The sequence below is a fragment of the Thermobaculum terrenum ATCC BAA-798 genome (assembly GCF_000025005.1).
In the GTDB taxonomy this organism is placed as follows: Bacteria; Chloroflexota; Chloroflexia; order Thermobaculales; family Thermobaculaceae; genus Thermobaculum; species Thermobaculum terrenum.
On sequence record NC_013526.1, the window covers coordinates 240,376 to 261,624 of the forward strand.

At 66.6% G+C, this 21,249-nt stretch carries 14 protein-coding genes; 3 read left to right on the top strand and 11 right to left on the bottom strand.

Going from position 1 to position 21,249, the window contains the following annotated elements:
• The first annotated feature begins 10 nt into the window (after positions 1–10).
• Positions 11–3,841, top strand: coding sequence for a sugar-binding protein (locus TTER_RS14930; protein WP_012876042.1), 3,831 nt, complete (start codon positions 11–13; stop codon positions 3,839–3,841).
• Between the two features lie 28 nt (positions 3,842–3,869).
• Here TTER_RS14930 and TTER_RS10715 read toward each other — a convergent pair whose 3' ends face one another.
• The 3 genes from TTER_RS10715 to TTER_RS10725 are packed head-to-tail and all read right to left on the bottom strand — an operon-like array spanning position 3,870 to position 6,979.
• Positions 3,870–5,585, bottom strand: a complete 1,716-nt coding sequence (locus TTER_RS10715; protein ID WP_012876043.1) for an ABC transporter ATP-binding protein — start codon at positions 5,583–5,585, stop codon at positions 3,870–3,872.
• Positions 5,582–6,343 (bottom strand): energy-coupling factor transporter transmembrane component T family protein, encoded by a 762-nt coding sequence (locus TTER_RS10720; protein WP_012876044.1) that lies wholly within the window; start codon positions 6,341–6,343, stop codon positions 5,582–5,584. Before TTER_RS10720 ends, TTER_RS10715 begins: the two co-directional genes overlap by 4 nt.
• 9 nt (positions 6,344–6,352) lie before the next feature.
• Positions 6,353–6,979: an ECF transporter S component gene (locus tag TTER_RS10725; protein ID WP_012876045.1), complete on the bottom strand. Its 627-nt coding sequence runs from the start codon at positions 6,977–6,979 to the stop codon at positions 6,353–6,355.
• Between the two features lie 237 nt (positions 6,980–7,216).
• Between TTER_RS10725 and TTER_RS10730 the strand changes: the two genes are divergently transcribed.
• Complete coding sequence (locus tag TTER_RS10730) at positions 7,217–9,406, top strand: ABC transporter substrate-binding protein (RefSeq protein WP_012876046.1); 2,190 nt, start codon at positions 7,217–7,219, stop codon at positions 9,404–9,406.
• A 543-nt stretch (positions 9,407–9,949) separates the two neighbouring features.
• On the opposite strand, the gene TTER_RS10735 is transcribed toward TTER_RS10730, so the two are convergent.
• The 8 genes from TTER_RS10735 to TTER_RS10770 all read right to left on the bottom strand — a co-directional run bounded on the left by TTER_RS10735 (position 9,950) and on the right by TTER_RS10770 (position 19,318).
• Positions 9,950–10,915: a polysaccharide deacetylase family protein gene (locus TTER_RS10735; protein ID WP_012876047.1), complete on the bottom strand. Its 966-nt coding sequence runs from the start codon at positions 10,913–10,915 to the stop codon at positions 9,950–9,952.
• Between the two features lie 7 nt (positions 10,916–10,922).
• The gene (locus tag TTER_RS10740) at positions 10,923–11,564 is read right to left on the bottom strand and encodes an SOS response-associated peptidase (protein WP_012876048.1); all 642 of its coding nucleotides are present in this window, start codon (positions 11,562–11,564) and stop codon (positions 10,923–10,925) included.
• A gap of 90 nt (positions 11,565–11,654) precedes the next feature.
• The gene (locus TTER_RS10745; protein ID WP_012876049.1) at positions 11,655–12,518 is read right to left on the bottom strand and encodes an NAD-dependent epimerase/dehydratase family protein; all 864 of its coding nucleotides are present in this window, start codon (positions 12,516–12,518) and stop codon (positions 11,655–11,657) included.
• A 277-nt stretch (positions 12,519–12,795) separates the two neighbouring features.
• Positions 12,796–14,082 (bottom strand): NAD(P)/FAD-dependent oxidoreductase, encoded by a 1,287-nt coding sequence (locus TTER_RS10750; RefSeq protein ID WP_012876050.1) that lies wholly within the window; start codon positions 14,080–14,082, stop codon positions 12,796–12,798.
• 2 nt (positions 14,083–14,084) lie between these two features.
• The gene (locus TTER_RS10755; protein WP_012876051.1) at positions 14,085–16,517 is read right to left on the bottom strand and encodes an MGH1-like glycoside hydrolase domain-containing protein; all 2,433 of its coding nucleotides are present in this window, start codon (positions 16,515–16,517) and stop codon (positions 14,085–14,087) included.
• A gap of 11 nt (positions 16,518–16,528) precedes the next feature.
• Entirely contained in the window at positions 16,529–17,302 is a 774-nt protein-coding gene (locus tag TTER_RS10760) for an SDR family oxidoreductase (RefSeq protein WP_012876052.1), read from the bottom strand.
• A 62-nt stretch (positions 17,303–17,364) separates the two neighbouring features.
• Complete coding sequence (locus tag TTER_RS10765) at positions 17,365–18,081, bottom strand: response regulator transcription factor (protein ID WP_012876053.1); 717 nt, start codon at positions 18,079–18,081, stop codon at positions 17,365–17,367.
• Positions 18,056–19,318, bottom strand: a complete 1,263-nt coding sequence (locus TTER_RS10770) for a sensor histidine kinase (protein ID WP_012876054.1) — start codon at positions 19,316–19,318, stop codon at positions 18,056–18,058. Before TTER_RS10770 ends, TTER_RS10765 begins: the two co-directional genes overlap by 26 nt.
• Positions 19,319–19,487: 169 nt before the next feature.
• Between TTER_RS10770 and TTER_RS10775 the strand changes: the two genes are divergently transcribed.
• Positions 19,488–21,242 carry a thiamine pyrophosphate-dependent enzyme gene (locus TTER_RS10775; RefSeq protein WP_012876055.1) on the top strand — a complete coding sequence of 585 codons (1,755 nt, stop codon included), beginning with the start codon at positions 19,488–19,490 and terminating at the stop codon, positions 21,240–21,242.
• The last annotated feature ends 7 nt before the right edge of the window (positions 21,243–21,249 follow it).

A 21,249-nucleotide genomic window follows, 5' to 3' on the forward strand; every position in this document is an offset into this window, starting at 1 on the left:
GAGGGTGACGATGGGCAGGAAGGGTGTCCCCGCGATGTTGGTGCTGGTGCTCCTGTTGGCTCTGTGGCCTGCGAGCCACAACGGCCGCGCACAGGAGACGGGCCTCGACAATCCGGGGTTCGAGGCAGGTCCCTGGGAGGCCAACCATCCTGAGAGGGTGGCCACGGATACCACCCAGGTACATGGTGGACAGAGGTCGGTGCGGGTGCTACCGCTCCCCGGCGACGACGTCTTTATGCTGAGTAACCTCGTGCCGATAGACGTGGAGCTCTCCTACGTCTTCAGTGTGTGGATCAGGACCGACTCACTGCCCAGCAACGCCGTGAGCGTGAGGGTGCTGGAGGTGGACCCCAACAACGTGGCCATAGGGTGGCACGTGCTCTCGAGCGGAGACAATCGCCTGGTGACGACCGGCGGCACGCACGATTGGCAGCGGTTCGACGTAGAATTATCGGGGTTCAACTCCAGAACCTCCTACCTCAAGTTCTACCTGTGGGTGGCGCCCGCGGAGGCGGGTACCGCTTGGTTCGATGACGCGGCCTTCGCCAGGTCCTCCAGGCCGGGCGAGGATCTCAGGTTGAGCGTCACGACCCCGCGATTGGGCAACGTCTTCTCGCCTGGAGAAGAGGTAAGCGGGATTGTGACCGTACGCTCCCTGGCGGACGAGCCTCGGGAAGTGGTGTTGCGGCAGCACGTCGAGTACAAGGACGGCACGGTCGTGCTCGACAGGGACACGAGCCTGACGATTCCTCCAAGAGGTACGGTCGACGTGCACTTGGCCTTTACTCCGAGGCTCAAGGGGGTGTACTACGGTAGGTTCGCCCTGCTGGACCAACAGGGCGAAGAGCTCCGCGTGCTGGAGACCAGCTTCGGGGTGATAGAGCCTCTGGATGCCCACGACTACAGCAGGTTGTCCCCGTTCGGGGCGCAGACCCACTTCGGACAGTACAAGGGTGATCCCGAGAAGAACCTGCGGCTCATGAGCATGGCCGGCATCAACTGGACCCGCGACGAGATGTACTGGTCGGAGCTTGAGAAGACGAAGGGCGTCTTCACCTTCCCACCTCAGTTCGACGCCTACGTCGCGGAGAACGTCCGGCAGGGCTTGGATCCCCTGATCATCCTGGACTACCACAACCGTCTGTACGACCTCAACGAGAGCGGCAGCCCTCGCGCTCCCCATACCGAGGCAGGTCTGCGCGGCTGGGCGAGGTACGTGGCCGAGATGGTGACCAGGTACCGAGATCAGGTCAGGTACTGGGAGGTCTGGAACGAGCCCAATGGGCAGCAGTTCTGGGGGGATGAGCCGAGCGCCCGCGAGTACGCCGCCGTCCTCAAGACCGCTTACACCACGATCAAGAGGCTGGACCCCGATGCCGTGGTCATAGGAGGCGCGATAGCGGGCACCGACCTCAATTACTTACGGGAGCTGTTCGACGCTGGAGGGCTGAACTACATGGACGTCCTCTCGATACACCCCTACAGGGTGGGCGGCCCCGACGAGACGGATCTGCTGCGGGACCTGCGGTTCCACCAGGAGCTGATGCACGAGTACGGCTACGAGAAGCCGATATGGCTGACCGAGATAGGCTGGGCCACCGACACCGGCCCGTACGGGGTGAGCGAGGCCCAGCAGGCGCAGTACCTGGTGCGCACCTACCTGCTGGCGCTGTCCACGGGGTACGTGCGGGAGGTCAACTGGTACGACTTCCAGGACGACGGGCCCGACCCAGCCAACCACGAGCACAGGTTTGGGATAGTCAGGCTGGATCTCTCCCCCAAGCCCGCCTACACCGCCTACGCCAACCTGGTGAGGCAGATAGGCGCCGGCCACTACGTGGGCGACCTGTCCCTGCCGGAGGGAGTGCGGGGCGAGGTGTTCGCGCGCCGGGGAGAGGCCATCCTGGTCCTGTGGGCCACCTCCGCCCGGCAGGTGTCCCTCCGGACCAGTGCGTCCCGCTTGGAGGTGTACGACATCGACGGCAACGAGAGGGATGTACCGGTGGATGGAGGCTCGGCCTCCTTGACGGTGGGTCCCGATCCCATGTACGTGCATGGTCTGGGAGCCGGTGTCCTCCTGCAGGCGGCAGCGAACACCTTCGAGGAGGCGCTGGCTGCCGCCCGCCTGGACCTGAGAGGTAGGGAATTCGCGCCCGAGGTGGAGTCCCACCTGGAGCGCGCCTCCTCCAGGGTTGAGCACTACCTGACCCATCGCAGCCCCGGGGATCTCGTGGCCGCGCTCGGGGAGCTCGACAGGGCGCGTGGTATCTGGATAGATAGCGCGCACACGGCGGGGGGTGATGCCTGGAGGTCGGCCCTGGTGAACGTGTACTCGCTCGCCAGGGCGAGCGGCGCCCTGGCGGACATGGCCTACGCCTCGAGGGCGCGGGGTCAGGCCCTGATTGGCCAGGGCTCGGGCAAGATCACCGCCCTCCCGAGTGGGGCGGACGCCAGCAGGCCGCACGCCGAGGCGCTGTGGCAGGATGCCTCCAGGTACCTCGAGGAGTCGCGGGAGATGCGCCAGCAGGACCCGGTGGCGGCCTGGCGCGCGGCGGTGCTCGGGCGCAGCTTGGCGCGCGCCTCCCAGCAGGTGTACAGGTACGAGGAGCCTGTGTACCCCTGGGTCTACCTCAGCACTCCCGACTACAACCTCTCGGCCGTGGTCGGGGAGCTGCCCCCGCTGCCGGTCACGGTGCACAACGCTTTGGACAGGAGCGTCGCGTTCGACCTGACGGTGGACGCTCCTCTGGGCTGGGATGTCGCGGGCGCTGGAGTGGTCTCGTTGGCGCCCGGGGAGCGTCGCACGGTCGAGCTGCGGGTGGTGCCCCCGACGGACGTCGCCGTCGGCAGCTACAGGATAGCTATCGGGGGGAGGTACGATGGCGTGAAGGCGGTCGTCCCCATAGAGGTGGACCTCGAGCTCCGTCCGGCGCTGGAGCTCGAGGTGTTGCCCCTGCGGGAGCGACCCGCGGCCGGCACGGAGCTCAGGGTGCGCGTAGCCAACGCCAGCGCGCACGCCCAGTCGGGCACGCTGGCTCTCCAGCTGCCGGCCGGCTGGTCGGCCTCGCCGTCCTCGGCCGCGTACGGGCCACTGGCGCCGGGGGAGTCGCAGACCATGAGCTTCGAACTGACCGCCGTGCGCCAGGCCGACTTCAACGAGTACGAGGTGGGCATCTCCGCCACCTACACTGCGGGTGTGGTTAGCGCCAGCCAGGCGCTGGATTTCCTGGCGATCCCCAGGGGGCGGGCGGCCGTGGATGGTGATCTGTCCGACTGGCGAGCGGCCCTGCCCATCCACCTAGACAGGGCCTCACAGGTGGCGGAGAAGAAGGGCTGGACTCCCCAGGACCTCTCCGCCGTGGGCTACACGATGTGGGACGATGACTACCTCTACGTCGCGGTGAGGGTGACGGACAACGCCTTCCGCCAGACCTACACGGGCGGCGACGTCTGGCGTGGGGACGGCGTGCAGTTCGCGATCGACGCGCTCAACAACAAGTCCGACAGCTACGACTCGGACGACTCGGAGTGGGGGCTGACCCTCACCCCTGCCGGGCCTCAGGTGTGGCGGTGGTACGGCAGCGGCGGGCTGCCGGGCAACGTGCTGGTCGAGTCGGCCAGGCTGAGCGTGGTCAGGCAGGGCGACCAGACGGTGTACGAGGCAGCGATCCCGATCTCGGAGATCAGGCCGCTGGTCCCAAGCCCCGGTGGGCAGATCGGGTTCGACCTGCTGGTCAACGACGACGATGGCTCCGGCAGGTCGGGTTGGATCGAGTGGACGCCCGGGATAGGCTACGGCAAGGTGCCCCGCCTGTTCGACTCCTTCACCTTCCTGCCATGAAGGCTGGAGGTCTGGGCGAGCGGAGATCCTAGCGCTGCCGGGCGATGCCGACGGCCGCCAGTAGCTCCTGTGGGGTGAGGGGCAGGGGGGCTAGCCCCAGGCGCTGGCCTATCAGCAGCGCTGCCGGCGGGTGGACGTGGGTGCGGGCGAGCACCTCCGCCTGCGCGAACACCTCTCTGGGCCCGCCATCGAGCAGCACCCTCCCCGCGTGCAGGGCGATGGCGCGGTCGGCGTGCTCGGCGGCGAACTCCACGTCGTGGGTGACCACCACGACCAGCTTCCCCTCCCCCACCAGGTGCTCCACCAGCGCCCCCAGGAGCTGTATCCCCTCGGCGTCCTGACCCCCAGTGGGCTCGTCGAGCACGACCACCGGCGAGGCCATGGTGAGCACCGAGGCGATCGCCACCCGCTTGCGCCACGAGAGCCCCAGGTCGTAGGGCTTGCGGTGCCTGACATCCCGCAGCTGCAGCAGGTCGAGCGCCCTCTCCACCAGCTTCTCGGCCTCCTCGGGAGGGAAGCCCATGTTCTCCGCGCCGAAGCGCACCTCCCGCTCGACGCTGCTCCGGAAGAGCTGGTCGTCGGGGTTCTGGAAGGCCAGCGCCACGTGGCGCGCCAGGTGGGCCACGCGGTGGTCTCGCGTGTCCTCCCCGCGCACGAGCACCCGCCCGCTGCTGGGCTTGAGGAGGCCGTTGAGGTGCTTCATGAGCGTGGTCTTGCCCGAGCCGTTCTGCCCCAGGATGCAGACGCATCCCGCATCCATCTCCAGCGACACGTCCTCCAGCGCCCTCACCTGGCCCCCGTAGGAGAAGCTTACCCCCTCCAGCCTCACCTGCGGCTCGCCCGATCGGCCCTCGCGCACGGGGTCGACGGCTTGGAGGTCGGAGCCCCTCGCCTGCAGCACCCCCTCGATCTCCGCCGCGGCCTCCTCAACGGTGAGGGGCAGCGGCCGGGACACGGGGACCGCCTCGGCCTGACGCAGCTGCCAGCCCACCGCGGCGGGCACGGGCATCACGAGCGGCAGCCCCGACGCCAGCGCCCGCCCCAGCACCTCTCGGGGCTCGCCCTCCAGCACTATCCTGCCGCCCCGCATCACCAACAGGCGGTCGGCGTACCTCGAGAGCCTCTCCAAGTCCTGGCTGACCATGATCACGGTGAGGCCCTGCTGGTGCAGCTTAAGCACCGTCTCGAACACCTCCTCCGCGCCCACGGGATCGAGCTGGGAGGTGGGCTCGTCCAGGAGGAGGATCTCGGGGCGCATGGCCAGCACGGAGGCGATGGCCACCCGCTGAGACTGCCCACCCGACAGGCGCATGGGGTGGCGATCCGCCAGGTGATCTATGCCCATCAGCCGCATGCTCTCCCATGCCCTGCGCTCGATCTCCTCGCGCGGCAGCCCCATGTTCTCGAGCGCGAACGCCACCTCCTCCAGCACCGTCAGGGAGGCGCCGGTGAGCTGGTCGAACGGGTTCTCGAACACGTAGCCCACCTTGCCCGCCAGCTCCTCCACGGGCACCCGCCGGGTGGGCGCTCCGTCCACGACCACCTCACCGGAGAGCTCGCCGTCGAACAAGTGCGGGATGTAGCCGGCGATGAGGCGGCAGAGGGAGGTCTTGCCCGCGTCCGCGGGGCCCGTGATCCCCACGAAGCTGCCGCGCTCGATGACGCAGCTCACGCCGTCCAGCGCCCTCACTCCCGGTTGGGCGGCGTAGGTGAAGGCTACGTCCGCGATCTCTATCAGGCTCATGCTACCACCTTCCATGCTATCAGGAGCAACAGCAAGGCCGGAGCCGCCCAGCGCAGGAGGCGGTCCACGCCCCCATCGGGCACCTCCAGGAGGCTGGTCCGCTGGCCCTTACGGCCGAACCCCCTGGCCTCGAGCGCCAGGAAGCGCGTCTCCGCTGCGATGAGCGCCCCCGCGATGAGGGGCACCAGCATGACGGTCAGCGATCCCAACCGCCTCCAGAGGTTGGCGCGGGTGTCTAGCCCCCTGGCCTGCTGCGCCTCGGAGATGATGAGGGCGCGCCGCTGCATCTCGGGGATGAACTGGAGCGAGGCCAGGAAGACGTAGGCCAGCTTGGGGGACATCCCGCGCTGGACCAGCGCCACCGACAGGGCCTTGGGATGGGTAGTGAGCATCAGCAGCAGGAACGCGAGGATGATCACCGCGATCCGGCAGGTGAAGGTGAGGGCGTACAGCAATCCCTCGCGCCAGAAGGTGATCGGCCCCACGGTGACCACCGGGGTCTGCCTGCCGGGATAGAACATCCCCTGGATGAGCAGGAGGGCGATCGCCAGGGGGGCGAGGATGGAGAGCGTGGGTCGGATGGCCCTGCCGGCCACCCCTGCCAGCCAAGCGCAGGCCAGCAGGAGCAGAGCTACCACGAGCGAGGGCGCGAAGCCCGGCATGAGAAAGGTGGCCACCACCAGGCACGTGGCTACCACCAGCTTGGTGACGGGGTTGAGCCTGTGGAGGAAGCTGTCTCCCTGGACGTACTCCAGCATCTGGGCCTCCTACTCCGGCAGGGTCTGCCTGGCCTTGGGAGGGCGGTACCTGGCGGGGATGGCCCTGGCTATGAAGAACGCAAGGTACGAGCTGATGATCTTGTCTATGGGCTCCACGATGAAGCTGGTCTTGAGCACGCTGGACAGCAGCTGGTTCCCCGTGGCCAGGAAGTAGCCGACTATCAGGTCGGTGCCGTGGCCCGTGACGCCGCCGAAGACGAACACCGTGATGGGCGCGCTCACCACCACTGCCACGATCGTGATGATGATGCCGCTCACCGCGACCTTCCAGTAGGACTTGAACCATCCCGTGACGGCGAGTATCCCTGCCACCAGGCCTATCGCTAGGTTGGTGGCGCTGTAGGGCAGCAGCGTTGGGTTGACCACCAGCCCCGTGACGATGTTGGTCAGGAAGCCCGCCAGGGCACCCACCCAGGGGCCGGCCAGCACTCCCACCAGGATGGTCCCGATCACGTCGAGGAAGATCGGCAGCCTGAGCACCTGGGCGATGTAACCCCCCACGACGTTGATGCCTATGCCTATGGGGATGAGCACCCAGGCGCGCGTGGTGAAGTCCTCCGATATGCTGCGGATGAAGGGCAGGCCGCCAGCTCTGTTAGGGGTAGTATCTGCCATCTCACACCTCCTGTCCCGTTGGTAGTGGACCGTTAGAGCTCGGGGAGTCAGGGCTCAGCGGTTCTAGGGTTACCTAATGATATTGCAGGCACCTCTCCTAGTCAACACCTGGAAGGCTTTACCCCTGCTCCAAATGGGTATATCATATACGCACCTAGCGGCGTGCATATATATGTGCTGTCTTGTGACGTCAATGCGAAAGGTGTGTTGAGCTTACGGCGCGGAAAGGAGAGCGATATGAGGACCAAGCTATCTAGGAGGCACTTCCTGCGCGCGTCCGCCCTGGCTGCGGGCTCGCTGCTCCTGGGCTGCGGTGGAGGAGGCCAGCGGACCTCGACTCCGACGACTACCTCCAGCGCGCCCACTACTCCCGGCGCCTCACCCACGCCCCCTGAGGTTGGGCAGGCGCCCGTCGCCACCCCTCAGCCGTCTGGGCTGCCGCAATCAATAAGTAGGGCCACCCCCGCATCCTACGCGGGCGAGTACCACGAGGCTCCGATGCTGGCTGAGCTGGTGAAGGCGGGCAAGCTGCCGCCCGTGGAGCAGAGGCTGCCCAAGCACCCCTACGTCGTGCCCCACAAGTGGGTGCAGCAGGGCAAGTACGGTGGCAGGCTGGAGATGAGCTACTCAGACCAGGAGGGGATCTCCACCTTCATGCAGGAGTGCATGTACGGCCACTCGCCGCTGCGCTGGCTGGAGGATGGTACCAAGGTGGGCCCTGGGCTGGTAGAGGCCTGGGAGTCCAACGACGACGCCAGCCGATGGACGCTGCACTTCCGGGAGGGGATAAAATGGTCGGACGGCAAGCCCTTCACCGTCGATGACGTGTTGTTCTGGTGGGAGGATATGGTGCTCAACGAGGAGCACCCGGCCTTACCTCCGGACGAGTGCAGGTCGGGCAAGGGGACCCTGGCCAAGTTCAAGAAGGTGGATGACTACACCTTGATGGTGGAGTTCGATGCTCCCCAGCCCATATTCCCTGAGCTGCTGTGCAAGTACGTCAAGCGTGGTCAGGGAGGCGATTGGCTTCAGCCCAAGCACTACCTCAAGCAGTTCCATCCCAGGTACAACCCCAAGGTGGGCAAGAACTGGGTGATGGAGTTTGACGAGAAGAAGGACTTTACCCGCAACCCCGACTGCCCCGCCCTCACAGGCTGGGTGCTGGCCGAGATCAAGCCGCTGGATCACACCCTGTGGGTGCGCAACCCCTACTACTGGTGTGTGGACCGCTGGGGCAACCAGCTGCCGTACATCGACTCGGTGCGCCTGACGTACGTCCAGGACCCGCAGGTGCTCAGGCTGCGTTATATGCAAGGTAAGGCCGACTACGTGCTCAGTATCTTCACGGACCTGACTCTGGCCGACGTGTCCGGCTTCAAGCAGGCGGAGGACAAGAGCGGCATGGAGGTCAGGTTCTGGGACTCCGGCTCGGGCACGGGCTCGATCTTCTTCTTCAACTTCGACTACAAGAACAAGGCTTATCGGGACCTGATACGCAACACCAAGTTCCGCAAGGCGTTGTCGCACGCCTTCAATCGCCAGGCGGTGCAGAAGCTCGTCTACTACCAGACGGGTGAGCTCACGACGGGCACGTACAGCCCAAAGACTCTGGAGCTACGAGCGGGCAGTGGGGCTCGCCAGGTGTACCAGCAATGGCGGGACAGCGCGATCAAGTATGATCCCGAACTGGCCAAGCAGCTGCTGGACGAGATCGGCGTGGTGGACAAGGACGGCGACGGCTGGCGGGAGCTGCCCGACGGGGGTAAGCTCCTGATCACCCTGGACTACGGCGCGCCCGGCGGTCCCGAGCACGTGCAGAAGAACGAGCTGCTCTCGAAGGACTGGAAGGCTATAGGGATCAACGCCCGCCCCAACCCCGTGCCGCCCAGCTCCATAGCTGATCGCTGGGCTGCGGGGCAGCAGTTCTCCCGGGCCGACTGGGAGGTAGGAGACTCCATGAGCATCTGGGTGAGCCCGCAGTGGCTGTTCCCCATAGAGTCCACGAAATGGGCGCCGCTGCACGGCAGCTGGTGGATGGTCAGGGGCACCCCCGAGGAGAAACGACAGACCTCGCTGGATCCCTGGCGCCGGACGCCCCTAAGGATAGGTCCGGAGGACGAGGCTTTCTTCGAGCCCATCGGCCGCATGTGGCAGATCTACGATCGCGCCCGGGTGGAAGTGGATCCCGTCAAGCGGGGCAGGATGGCCTGGGACGCCATCAAGATCCACATAGAGGAGGGACCGTTCATCATGGGCTGCGTGGCCAACTACCCCAGGATCGTGCTCGTCAAGCGGGGGCTGATGAACGTCCCCCGTCGGGAGGACCTCACGCTGCACGGCTTCACCAACCCCTGGCATCATCCCACACCCGCGGTGTACGATCCTGAGACTTGGTACTGGGACAATCCCCAGGAGCACCAGCCGTGACCATCTGGACCCTAACGCCGACTCCCACCTTGGGACGGAGCACAGCCCCGGGAACAGGCATTTTACATAAAATAGCCGGCTTGTTAGGTGCCGTGCTCGGTATCGCGAGGGCTTGTGGGGGTGCCCACCGAGTTTGACGGCACCTTGGATGGCTTACGCCCGCGCGCACTGGCAGGTGGGGCGAATACGGGCGCAAGACATCCTGGGGGACTATCCCGGGGAACTTCGCCCCGGGAAGAGCTCTCGCTGAGGCGTGTGCTCCGGCCCCTCGTCCTTGGGGGCAGTCGGGGGCACGGCTAGCAGGGATAAGCGCTGGGGCCTGTGCGGGCAGGTCGGTGTCCTGCTGGGGAGCGCGGCGGGCCCCTGAAGCCCTTGCCCCGTACGCTGTCGGGACGGCGGGTAGGCTAGCGCCAGACGGGTCGGTTGTGGCGGGGCCTCGAGCACCTCTCCCCTTGCCTCTCCGTGTGCGGGAGGGCGAGCTTCGCCGGAGGTACGTCTGCCCCTCGGGCTGGCCCGAGAAGCAGAGGTCGACAGCAGATCCCCCTACCTTGGCAGGAGGTGTGCGAGGTCGCTCAGGGTGGTGCTGCCGTGTATGCGCACCCTGGGCAGAGCTAGGGGGTTGGAGCGTGGCGTTGCCCATCCGTAGAGGGTGGTCACGGCCGACCTGTAACCAGCCTCCCTCACCAGCTCGACTACCCGTGAGTTGAACCTGCCCCCGGGGTAGCTGAAGCTGTCCACGGGGTGGCCAAGCCTGCTCGCCAGCTCTAGCCTGCTCTGCACTAGCTGGTAGCGGGCCGCCGCTGGGCTCAGCACCGTGAGGTCCAGGTGGTTCACGGTGTGAGAGCCTATCTCCACCATGCCCGTGCGGTCCAGCTGCCGGATCTGGCCCCAGGTGAGGTAGCCCCGGTGGCCGATCAGGGCCGTGATGACGAACACCGTGGCCTCAAAGTGGCGGCTGCGCAGCAAAGGCCAGGCGGTGGTGTAGAAGTCCTCGTAGCCGTCGTCGAAGGTCAGCACCACCGGGTGAGGTGGCAGCGCATACCTATGGGCGCGTGCCAGCGAGAGCTCTTTCAGGGTGATCGTGTGGTACCCGTGGGAAGCTAGGTAGGCCAATTGCTGGGCGAAATGCGCCGGCGTGACGGTGAGATCTCTGCCCACTGGGTCGGTCGGCCCCGGCATTGGCCGGATGTAATGGTACATCAGGATGGGCACCGGGGTCCGCCAGGGAGCCGGGGAGGGCTGGGCAGGCGGTCCTGGGGGAGTGCCGTGGCGGTTGGTGGCCCTGGTCGGGAGGGGCGTCGCTGGGTGGGCTATGTGGCAGCTGGGGAGCGCCGGCGGGGCTGAGCCGTGGGATGGGCTGAACACGGCTCCGTGTGCCTGCGATGGCCTGGATTGACGAGTTGGCAGCTGCGCCAGCGGCTGAGCCGGCGTGCCCAGGCCCACCCGGCAGGCGAGGAGCACCAACGCGAGCAGCGAGCACAGCCAGGCTCGCACGAGGCTACGCCCCATGGTGCAGCTACTCCTGGTGTGCTGGCTGGGGGATGTCCGGGGAGTCGTTGGAGGGGTTGTTGACGTGCCTGGACACGGGGTAGTACTCCAGCCAGTCGTCGGGGACAGGCAGCAGCAACCTCCCCAGCCTGTGGGGATCCGTCTCATCGGCCGACAGCCACAGCTCCTCGTCCTCGGGCCGCAGGACGGCCGGCATGCGAGCGTGCACCCTTGCGGCCACCCTGTTGGGCTCGGTGGTGACTATGACCACCCTGCTCTCACCGTCCTGCTCCAGCCTCACCCCAGCCAGCCCGAAGATCTCCGCCTGCCGCAACCGGAAGAGATAGGGCCGCTTGGTCCTATCCCACTCGAAGTAGTAGCTGCAGGGGACGATCACCCGATCGTGCACGGCCGCATCGCGAAACGTCTTGCTGGTAAACAGCGTCTCGGCCTTGGCGTTGATGATCTGTCTGGAAGGGCTCTGCTCCTGCATCCACTGAGGGGAGTAGCCCCAGCGCACGAGGGCCAGCTCCTTCTCCGGAGTGACCACCGGAACCTCCTGGCTGGGGGCGATGTTGTACCTGGGGGCCCAGGGGATCTCCGATTGGGTTGCCCCGAACCTGTGGGCTAGTTGCTCGGGATCCGCTTCGAGGCCAAACCTCCCGCACATGTTGACCGACTCCTATCGTGATTCTGCGTCCCGTCACTTGACTCTAGCATACCGCTGGCCAGCTAGCTAGTGGTAGGCGTGCCCGCATCGCTAGCGGCTGCCGGGGGACAGGACCTCCCGAAACCCCTCCCTCCAGGAGGGGTACACGGGTTGCCAACCCAGCTCCCTCGCCCTCTGGTTGCTCGCTCCCCGCTGCCAACCCTCCCTGCCGGGCCTCCTGGCGGGTGCGGGGGCGCCGACCAACTTGGCGTAGAGGGGCATCCAGGTGCTCTCGGCCGCCGGCTCGTCGTCCACTACGTTCACCGGCCCCGCTGGCCACTCCAGCGCATCCACTGCCGCCCGAGCGGCGTCCGCCACGTGCACGAAGGAGGTGACGCCGTCGGAGGCCACCACCTCACCCCTGCGCAGCCCCTCGGTGAAGAGCCCGTGCCTCGCGTACCAGGTGCCGGGGCCGTAGAGCACGCCGTAGCGCAGCACCACCCCTATGGGCATCTCGGCCACTGCCTGCTCGAGGGCGTGCACCCCGGCTACCGTGAGCCCGCGGGCTCCCGTCGCCTCCAGGTGCAGGGGTTCGTCCTCCGTGGCGGGTCCGCTCCCGGGGGCGTAAGCGAAGGCTATGCTCTGGGCTATCATGCGCTCGACCCCTACCTCCAGCGATGCGTCCACGAGGTGGCGTGTGCCCTCGATCCGCAGCCTGGAGTTGGCCTCGAGGTCGCGGGCGCTGAGGGCGGTCAGCTGGTGGATTACCACGTCGGGGTGCTCCTTCCTCAGCAGCTCGAACACCTCGGCGCGGTCGAGGCAGTCCACGAGCGCCGGCCTGCCGCCGGCCGCCGCGATCAGCCTCGCGCGGTCGGGACTACGGGTCGTGCTCACCACCTCGTGCCCGGCCGCGACCAGCAGCGGCAGCAGCTGCCTCCCGATCGCCCCGGTGGCGCCAGCCAGCAGGATCTTCATGGCCCCTCCCGGTCTAGTATGCCTCTGCTCCAGTATACAGGCTCTTGCCGGTGGGGAAGGTCGACAAGGGCCCTGTCCCGCCAGACCAGCTGGTGCTCCCGGGTCCGCCCTGCGCTTGGCCGGGAGATCACTGATGGCGGCAGGTGGTTGGGGCGGCTGGGGGCGTTCCAGGGAGATCCCTTTCTCCCTCAAGCGGGCTACCAGCCCCAGCCTCCTCGGGCAGGCTGGGGCTGGCCAGCGCCGGCAGCGCTTGCCGCGGATATCCCGCCGCGGGGACCTAAGGCGAGGTGCTGCGGATGGATGGTGCCTCGTTGATATCCCGCCCCGCGAGCACCTCGAGCAGCCAATCGGCGGCCACCCGCAGCCTCTGGGAGCCGCTCGGGATCTTTGCGAGGTAGACCCCTCGCCAGAGAAGCCAGGCGGGGAGCCCCGAGAGCTTGATGCCCTTGAGGTCCGCTATGGCGGATCTGCGACCCACGAGGGCCAGCTCGCCTATCGGGCTGTACCTGAAGGGCCTCGGGGCCCTGCCCTGCGAGACCAGGGCTATGTTGGCGGCCACCGTTCTGCCCTCTCTGGTGGCGTTCTGCGCGGTGGGCGCGTAGCTGCCGCCGCCCACCCTGGGCACCTCGGCACAGTCTCCCACCGCCCACAGCCCTGGGTGTCCCGGCACGCTGAGGTAAGGATCCACCTTGAGGCCGCCGTGGGCTCCCTTGGGGGCCTCTATCCTGTCGACTATGGGGTTAGGGGCTACACCGGCGGTCCAGACCACCGTCTTGGTGCGTATCTGCCTGCCTCCCTTGAGCGTCACGTGGTCCCCGGCCACCTCGGACAGCTCGGTGCGAAGCAGCACCTCCACGCCAGAGCGCTCGAGCTCCTGGTGCGTGTAGGCCGCCAGCCTCTCCCCGAGCTCTTCCAGCAGCCTGCTACCATGGTGCACCAGCACCACCCTGACGTCCGCTGGATGGAGGTTGGGGTAGCGCAGCACGAGGCGACGGACGAAGGCGTTCACCGCCGCCGTGGTCTCCACCCCCGAGAGCCCTCCGCCCACCGTGACGAAGGTCAGCAATCGCTGGTGCTCGCCGTCGTCGCTCAGCGCGTTGGCCAGCTCGAACGCGCCCAGGATGTGGTTGTACAGGTTGGCGGCGTCCTCCAGGGTCTTCATCCCGAAGGAGTGCTGCTCGGCGCTGGCCACGTGGTGGAAGTTGGTGACCGACCCCAGCGCCACGACGAGGTGGTCGTACGGCAGCTCGAGCTGCTTCTCCGGCAGCCCAGCGTCGCTTGAGCCGACCCTGACCCGCACCACCCTGTCGGACGGGGAGACATCCTCCACCTCCCCCTGCTGGAAGCTCACGCGGCGCGACAGAGATCGCAGGTTGACCGCCGCGTGCCGCAGGTCGATCTCGCCCACCGCCACCTCCGTCAGCAGGGGCGTGAACACGGCGAAGTTGGTCCGGTTGACGAGCGTTATCCTGGCCCGGGGGAGCTGCCTGGCCAGCTCGTGCGCAGCCGACATGCCGGCGAAGCCCCCGCCGAGCACCACCACTTGGGGTTCTCCGTTGGGCATAGCTAAACCTCCTGCTTCAGGTCCAGCACCACGAAGCCCTTGCGCTCTATCTGCAGGGGCATGCCCTGCTGGAGCTTTTGGGCTGGGACGCGGCCCATGTCCTGCCACTGCCCGAACAGGCTGTTGTAGGCCCGCAGCCTGTACTCCCCCGACAGCTCCAGCTCCACGTGGATGCCTATGTTGACCGTCTCTCGGGCGGTGTTGCCGGCAAAGAGCAGGAGATCGTCTCCCTGCCTCAGCCCCACCGGGCACACCGCGTCGCTGCTGACTCGCACGTGCGGGGTGATGTCCTGCTCGTACACCAGGTACGGGGTGGATTCCTGGAACTGGAAGTTGGTGTACATCAGGATATCGGGTGCCCTGACGACGACCCAGGTCAGGTAGTGCCCCCGATAGGGCACCTTCTGCGCCGCCAGCCACTTCCAGTCGGGTGGCATCTTGGGCTGTACCCGCACGGAGCCCGTGATGTCCAGCCCGGCTACCCCCTCTATCGCGGCCCACAGGTAGCGGGGCGGGAACCAGGGCGACAGCATCATGCCCTGGTTGACCAGGGTCTCGCCGTGCAGCCACTCGGAGAACTGCCCCGGCACGGTGTTCCGGTGGCGGGGATCGCTGGAGTAGCAGCGGAAGCTGATGTGGAGGGCGTGGGCCATGAAGCCTGGAGTGTAGCGGGCGGCCGCGAAGGCGTACCAGAAGGACACCCCCACCCACACTCCCCCGAGCAGTCCCCAGCCGCCGTTGGGGGTATAGTCCACCGAGTCCCTGGGCACGGTCCTGATCCCCGACTCCGTCCAGAACTCGGGCCCGCTCAACCTGGCGATGATGTTGGCGGCCGTGTTGTCGTCCGCCACCCCGAACATGACGGGGAACACCAGGTCGGCGGTGATGTCGCTGCGGGGGCTGCCGTCCAGATCTATATTCAGGTAGTACAGGCCATTCTCCGGGTTGTAGAGGTGCCGGTTAATGGCCTCCTTCAGCTCCGCAGCGTGCTGGGCGAACTCCTTGCTCTCCTCGTGCTTCTCGAGCTCTCGCGCCATGTAGGACACGGTCTCCAGCGCCCTGTAGCACTCGGAGTTGACCTCGGTGGTGGCTCCCGAGAGCCTGTACGAGGGGATCACGTTGCGCCAGCCCACTATCCCCCAGTTGCCCGTGCCCTTGGCGTTGCACCAGACCAACCCCTGCTCGTTCCTCTGCGACAGGATGTAGCGGGCCGCCTTGATCGCCGCCGGGTACACCTCCCGCAGGAAGTCCTTGTCCCCGGTGGCGTTGTAGTGGTGCCACAGGGCGAGTATCAGCAGGGGGGTGTTGTCGTTGATGTTGAGGCCGTAGTCCTCGGTGCGCCCGTTGCGTATGTCGTAGTACTCGATGATCTTGCCGCTGGGCTGCTGCAGGCGCATGTACGCCCTCAGGGCCTCGCGGGCGAACTCCGGCGTGAGGTAGTCCGCGCCGAACCCGAACCACGCCGTGTCCCGCCCCACGCTGTTGTTCGACCTTGTGGGGTCGTTGGTGAAGCACCAGCCGGTGGGCGCTTTGGTCTCCACCCGCAGCATGTCCGCTTTGGCCCACAGCACCCCCGAGTTGACCACCGGATCCGGAGTGAGCACCGTGGACCTGCTCATGATCTCGGCGTAGTACCTCCGAGTCCTGTCCAGGGCCTCGTGGGCGTCGGGGCAGGACCTTAGCACCTTCTTGGCCTCGTTCTTGCCCCCGTGTGAGAAGGTTATCAGGAAGTAGAAGCTGGCCTGTTCGTCAGGCTCCAGGGCGTGGGACAGGTGCAGCACGCCAAGCGGATCTACTATGGCCTTGGTATCGTTGGACAGCTGGCCCGGCCAGCTCTTGGACACTGATTTGGCGAAGTCGAGCGTGGCCTCGAAGCTTTTGGGCTCAGTCGAGCAGGCTATCACCCTAACATCCTGGGGCGAGCTCTCGTTCCAGGCCACGAGGGCCCGGAGGTCGCGGTCGTACTCCACCTGGATGTCGTGCTCAGTGTCCCCCCGCAGGTCGACGAAGGCGTACGTGGAGACGCGCAGGGGTTCGTAGCCCGCGTTGCGCAGCCGCACGGTGTAGTAGACGGCCGGGGGGTCGACGGCGTCGTCCTCATGCGGCCCTGTGTTGAGCACGAAGATGTCCTCGTGCACCTCCAGCTGGCTCTCTAGGGTGAAGATGTGCTCCTGGTGCTCCGGGTGTATGAGGAATGTGCCGCTGTGCTGCTGCGCCAGGTGCATGGTGGTGCTCTCGTCGTAGTGGCGCAGCACAAGCGTCCCCAGCAGCGTCAGGCCGGCATCTATGCTGTACACCTTCTCGATAGCGCCGGTCGACTTGATGATGGTGGCGACCTTCGGGCCGCCCAACGTGCTGCCCACCGCCAGCTCGTCGTCCGGCACCTGGTAGAAGGCTATCCTGCCGCTCTGGCCCATCTCCCTGGCTATGGCCATGGCTCGCTCTCCTACAGGCTGCCGGAGTGGCGGATCATCCCGCCGTCTATGAAGTAGGTGCTGCCAGTGATGTAAGAGGCAGCCTCGGATGCCAGGTACAGGGCCAGCTGGGCCACTTCTTCTGGTCTACCGATCCTTCCAAGTGGGATCTCATGCAGGAGCTGCTGCAACAGCTCTGGGTGTTCTTTGAGGTTGGAGTTCATGGGTGTTTCGATCGCTCCGGGGGCGATGTTGTTCACGGTTATCTTGTGGGGCGCGAGCTCCACGGCGAGGGTGCGCGCCAGCATGCGGACCCCGCCCTTGGCGGCACAGTACGGCGAGTTGGTGGGCATGGGCAGGTCCTCGTGCACCGACGAGATGTTGATGATTCGCCCCCCACCCCCCTGCCGCACCATCTGGCGGGCGGCCTCCTGGCACCCCAGCCAGGTGCCCGTCAGGTTCACCGCTATGACCTTCTCCCAGACCTCCAGAGGGGTCTCCAGGAAGGGCATCCTCTGCTCTATCCCGGCGTTGTTGACCATGATATCCAGCTTGCCGAAGCGGTCGACCGCGGCCTCGACCAGCCCGCGCACGTCCGCCTGCTGCGACACATCCCCCTGCACGGCTATCGCCTCGGCGCCGGCGTCGGCTATCTGCCTCACCACCTCCTCGCCGTCCTCGCGATGGCCGTGGTAGTTCACCACCACTCGGGCGCCCGACCTGCCGAACTCCAGGGCTATGGCCCTGCCGATGCCGGAGGAAGCCCCCGTCACGATCGCCACCTTGTCCCGCAAACTCACCTGCATATATGCCTCCTAGCTGGTGTCCATCTCCAGTCTAGTCCTGGGATCTGAAATCGGGGGTAAAATTAGGTTACAAATGGTGAACGTTCCGCGCTCTGCCCCACGAAGCGGTACCCCATGCCCCACTCGGTCTGGATGTACCTTGGTTGCTCGGGGTCGTCGCCTAATTTGTGTCGCAGGCGGCGGATGAACACCTTCAGCAGTTGGTGGTCCCCTACGTAGGTCGGTCCCCAGACGCGCTCCATGATGAGGTCATGCGGCAGTACCTGCCCAGCGTGCCTGACCAGCAGCTCCAGGAGGCGGTACTCGGTGGATGTGAGGTGCAGGGGCTTGCCCCTCAGGTATACCTGCCGGCTGCAGGGATCCAGGAGCAGGTCCGCTCCCGCTAGCTGCTGCGCCTGCCGATAGGACCCACTAGCTCGCCGTAGCAGGGCTCTGAGGCGAGCCAGCAGCTCCAGGTGATCGAATGGCTTCGTGAGGTAGTCGTCGGCGCCGAGGTCCAGCGCCCGCACCTTATCCAGTGTGCCCCCTCGGACGCTGAGCATGAGGATGGGCACCGAGGACCTTTCGCGGATGCGCCGGCACACCTCGAAGCCGTCGGGCGGCGGCATGGACACGTCCAGCACCACGAGGTCCGGGTGGCCCTGCTCGAACGCCTCCAGGGCTTCCACGCCCGAGCTCGCCACGCTCACCTCACACCCCGGCCAGCTCATCCTGATGCCGAAGGTCACGACCTCGGCCATCTCGGGGTCGTCCTCAGCCACGAGCACTCTCGGCAGCATCTAGGGTCCCTCTCCTTTCATCGCTAGGTAGCTGGATACAGAACCGCGCTCCCCCGAGGTAGGAGGGGCCCGCCCACACCTTGCCCCCGTGGAGCTCCACCAAGGCTTTACAGGTAGCAAGACCCAGGCCAGCGCTCCCGTGTCCTCCCCGTGAGTAGAAGCGGTCGAAGACTCTCGAGTAGTCGTGGGCTGGGATCCCCGGCCCGCTGTCCTCCACGCAGAGCTGCGCCTCTCCCCCCATCGTACCCGAGACCCTGATCCTGGTGCCCCTGGGGGTGTGCAGGTTGGAGTTGTGCAGCAGGTTGAGCACGACCTGCTCCAGCCGCCTGGGATCACCTCGAACCGGCATGCTGTGGGGCAGGTCCAGCTCGAGTGTCTGCCCCTTCTGCTCAAGCAAGGGGGCCACGGTCTTGGTGGCATCCTCCACCACCTGCCTCAGGTCGAGCGGCTTGTGCTCCACCTCCAGCACGCCGGCCTCGATCTGGCTGAGGGTGAGCAGGTCGTCTATCATCAGCTCCAGACGGTCCAGGCTGCGCTTGGAGCTGGCCAGGAGGTCGGTCTCGTCCTCGCGCAACCTGTCCTGAGCGCTGGCCTGGAGCATCCCGATACCCGCCCTGGCCGAGGTCAGCGGGGTCCGCAGGTCGTGCGACAAGGAGGAGAGGAACTCGGAGCGCACCCGCTCGAGCTCGGCCCTCTCCCTGGCCTCCAGGAGCTCCCTCTCCTCGAGCCTCAACCGCTGCGTGAGGGCCGAGGCGCCGGCCCCCACCAGCGCCATGATGAGTATCCGGGCCGCGAGCTCCTTGACCGCCAGGTTGCTGGGCATCCATCGGGGCAGCGTGGGGTGTACGGCCGCCACGGTGAGGGCCACGGCCAGGGTGTAGGCCAGGCTCCATCGAGGGGTGAGCGCCGTGGACGCACAGATCACCGCCAGGAAGAAGAGGTCGAATAGGAGGGCGTCGGGCTGCGCCCCCAGGTAGTACACCGCCGTGCTGGCCACCAGGTCGAGCACGGCCAGGGCTGGGTACCCGAGCTGAGGCCGCGCCAGGTCCACCAAGGCGTTGTACGCGCCGAACATCAGCACCAGCTCCCAGCTGTAGAGCCCAAACCGGCCACGGATGGGGCTGGTCACGGTCAGCGCCAGCAGCACGCCCAGAGTGACCCACCGGATCGTGCGCAGCGCCCGCCTGAGGAACGTGCTCGTGCGCGTCTCGTCTCTCGCTCCCGCCGGTCTCGGCATACCCTCCATCCCTCCCCGAGAAGTTTGCCCAGATTATAAGTCAGCCCGTTACGTTCTGTAACCTACGTTCACCAGGATGTTCACGTCGAGCTGTTACCATGCCAGTGTAGCGTTAGCAGATTTCGATCCACGGCCACGCCGAGGCCGTGCGGGAAAGGGAGGGTGAGCGATGGCGGACACCACGGCGGATATCTTGGTGGATAGGCTGGTGCAGTGGGGGGTGCAGGTCGTGTTCGGCCTGCCAGGAGACGGCATCAACGGCCTCATGGAGGCGCTGCGCAAGCGCCAGGACGACATCAAGTTCGTGCAGGTACGGCATGAGGAGAGCGCGGCGTTTGCGGCCTGCGGGTACGCCAAGTTCACCGGCAGGCTGGGGGTGTGCTTGGCAACCTCGGGGCCCGGCGGCATACACCTGCTCAACGGCCTCTACGACGCCAAGCTGGATGGGGCGCCCGTGCTGGCGATCACCGGCCACACCTTCCACGACCTGATAGGCACCCACTACCAGCAGGACGTGGACCTAGACAAGGTCTTCCAGGATGTGGCCGCGTACAACGAGAGGGTGATGGGGCCGACGCACGCCATCAACGTGCTGGACGAGGCGGTCAAGACGGCGCTGGCGCAGCACACGGTGGCTCATATCACCGTGCCCAAGGACATCCAGGACTGGGAGGCGGACGATGCCCACAGGTCGACCGCCAATATCCCGGAGCACAGCGCCGAGCTGTTCGCGGCCGCCCGCGCCCTGCCCTCCGAGGCGGAGCTGCGGGAGGCGGCGGAGGTGATCAACGGCGGCTCCAAGGTGGCGATCTTCGCCGGCAGGGGGAGCGTGGGTGCCCGCCAGGAGCTGTTGGAGCTGGCGGAGAAGGTGGGCGGAGTGATCATCAAGCCGCTCCTGGGCAAGACGTCGGTCCCGGACGACAGCCCCTATACCACGGGGGGCATCGGGCTGCTGGGCACGGCACCCTCGGTGGATGCCGTGCGTGAGTGCGATACCCTCCTGCTGGTGGGGACCAGCTTCCCCTACATGGAGTTCTACCCCAAGCCGGGACAGGCCAGGGCGGTGCAGATCGATATCGACCCCGCCCGCATAGGGCTCAGGTACCCGGTGGAGGTGGGGTTGGTCGGCGACTCCTCCGAGATCCTTCGGCGGCTCTTGCCGATGGTGCAGCCCAAGGAGGACAAGAGCTTCCTGCGGAAGGCTCAGAAGGGCATGGAGGACTGGAGGCGGCTGATGAAGGAGCGTGGTACCCGCGCCGACAAGCCCATGAAGCCCGAGGTGGTCACCCACCACCTCAACAAGTACCTTGCGGACGATGCGATCGTGATATCCGACACGGGCACCGTCACCACCTGGGTGGCGCGCCACATCGACGCCCGGGGCAGCATGCAGTTCTCGGCGTCGGGCATGCTCGCCACCATGGCCAACGGCCTGCCCTATGCCATCGGGGCCGCCACGGCCTTCCCCCATAGGCAGGTGGTGGCGATCGTGGGAGACGGGGGCTTCACGATGCTCATGGGCGACCTGGCGACGGTGGCCAAGTACTCCCTGCCCGTCAAGGTGGTGATCATCAAGAACAACACCCTCGGCCAGATCAAGTGGGAGCAGATAGTGCTGGAGGGCAATCCCGAGTACGGCAACGACCTGCACCCCATTGACTTCGAGCTGTACGCGCGCGCCGTCGGCGTGCCGGCCTACACCCTGGAGGACCCCGGCGACGCTGACGAGCTGCTGCGGCGGGCCATGGCCGAGCCAGGGCCCTGCCTGGTGCAGGCGGTGGTCGACTCCAGCGAGCCCCCGATGCCCGGCAACATCACGCTGGAGCAGGCGGTCCATTTCGCGCGGTCCATGCTCCGGGGGGAGAAGGACAGGGCGGAGATCATCAAGACGATCATCAAGGACAAGGTGCGCGAGGTCATATAGGGGGATC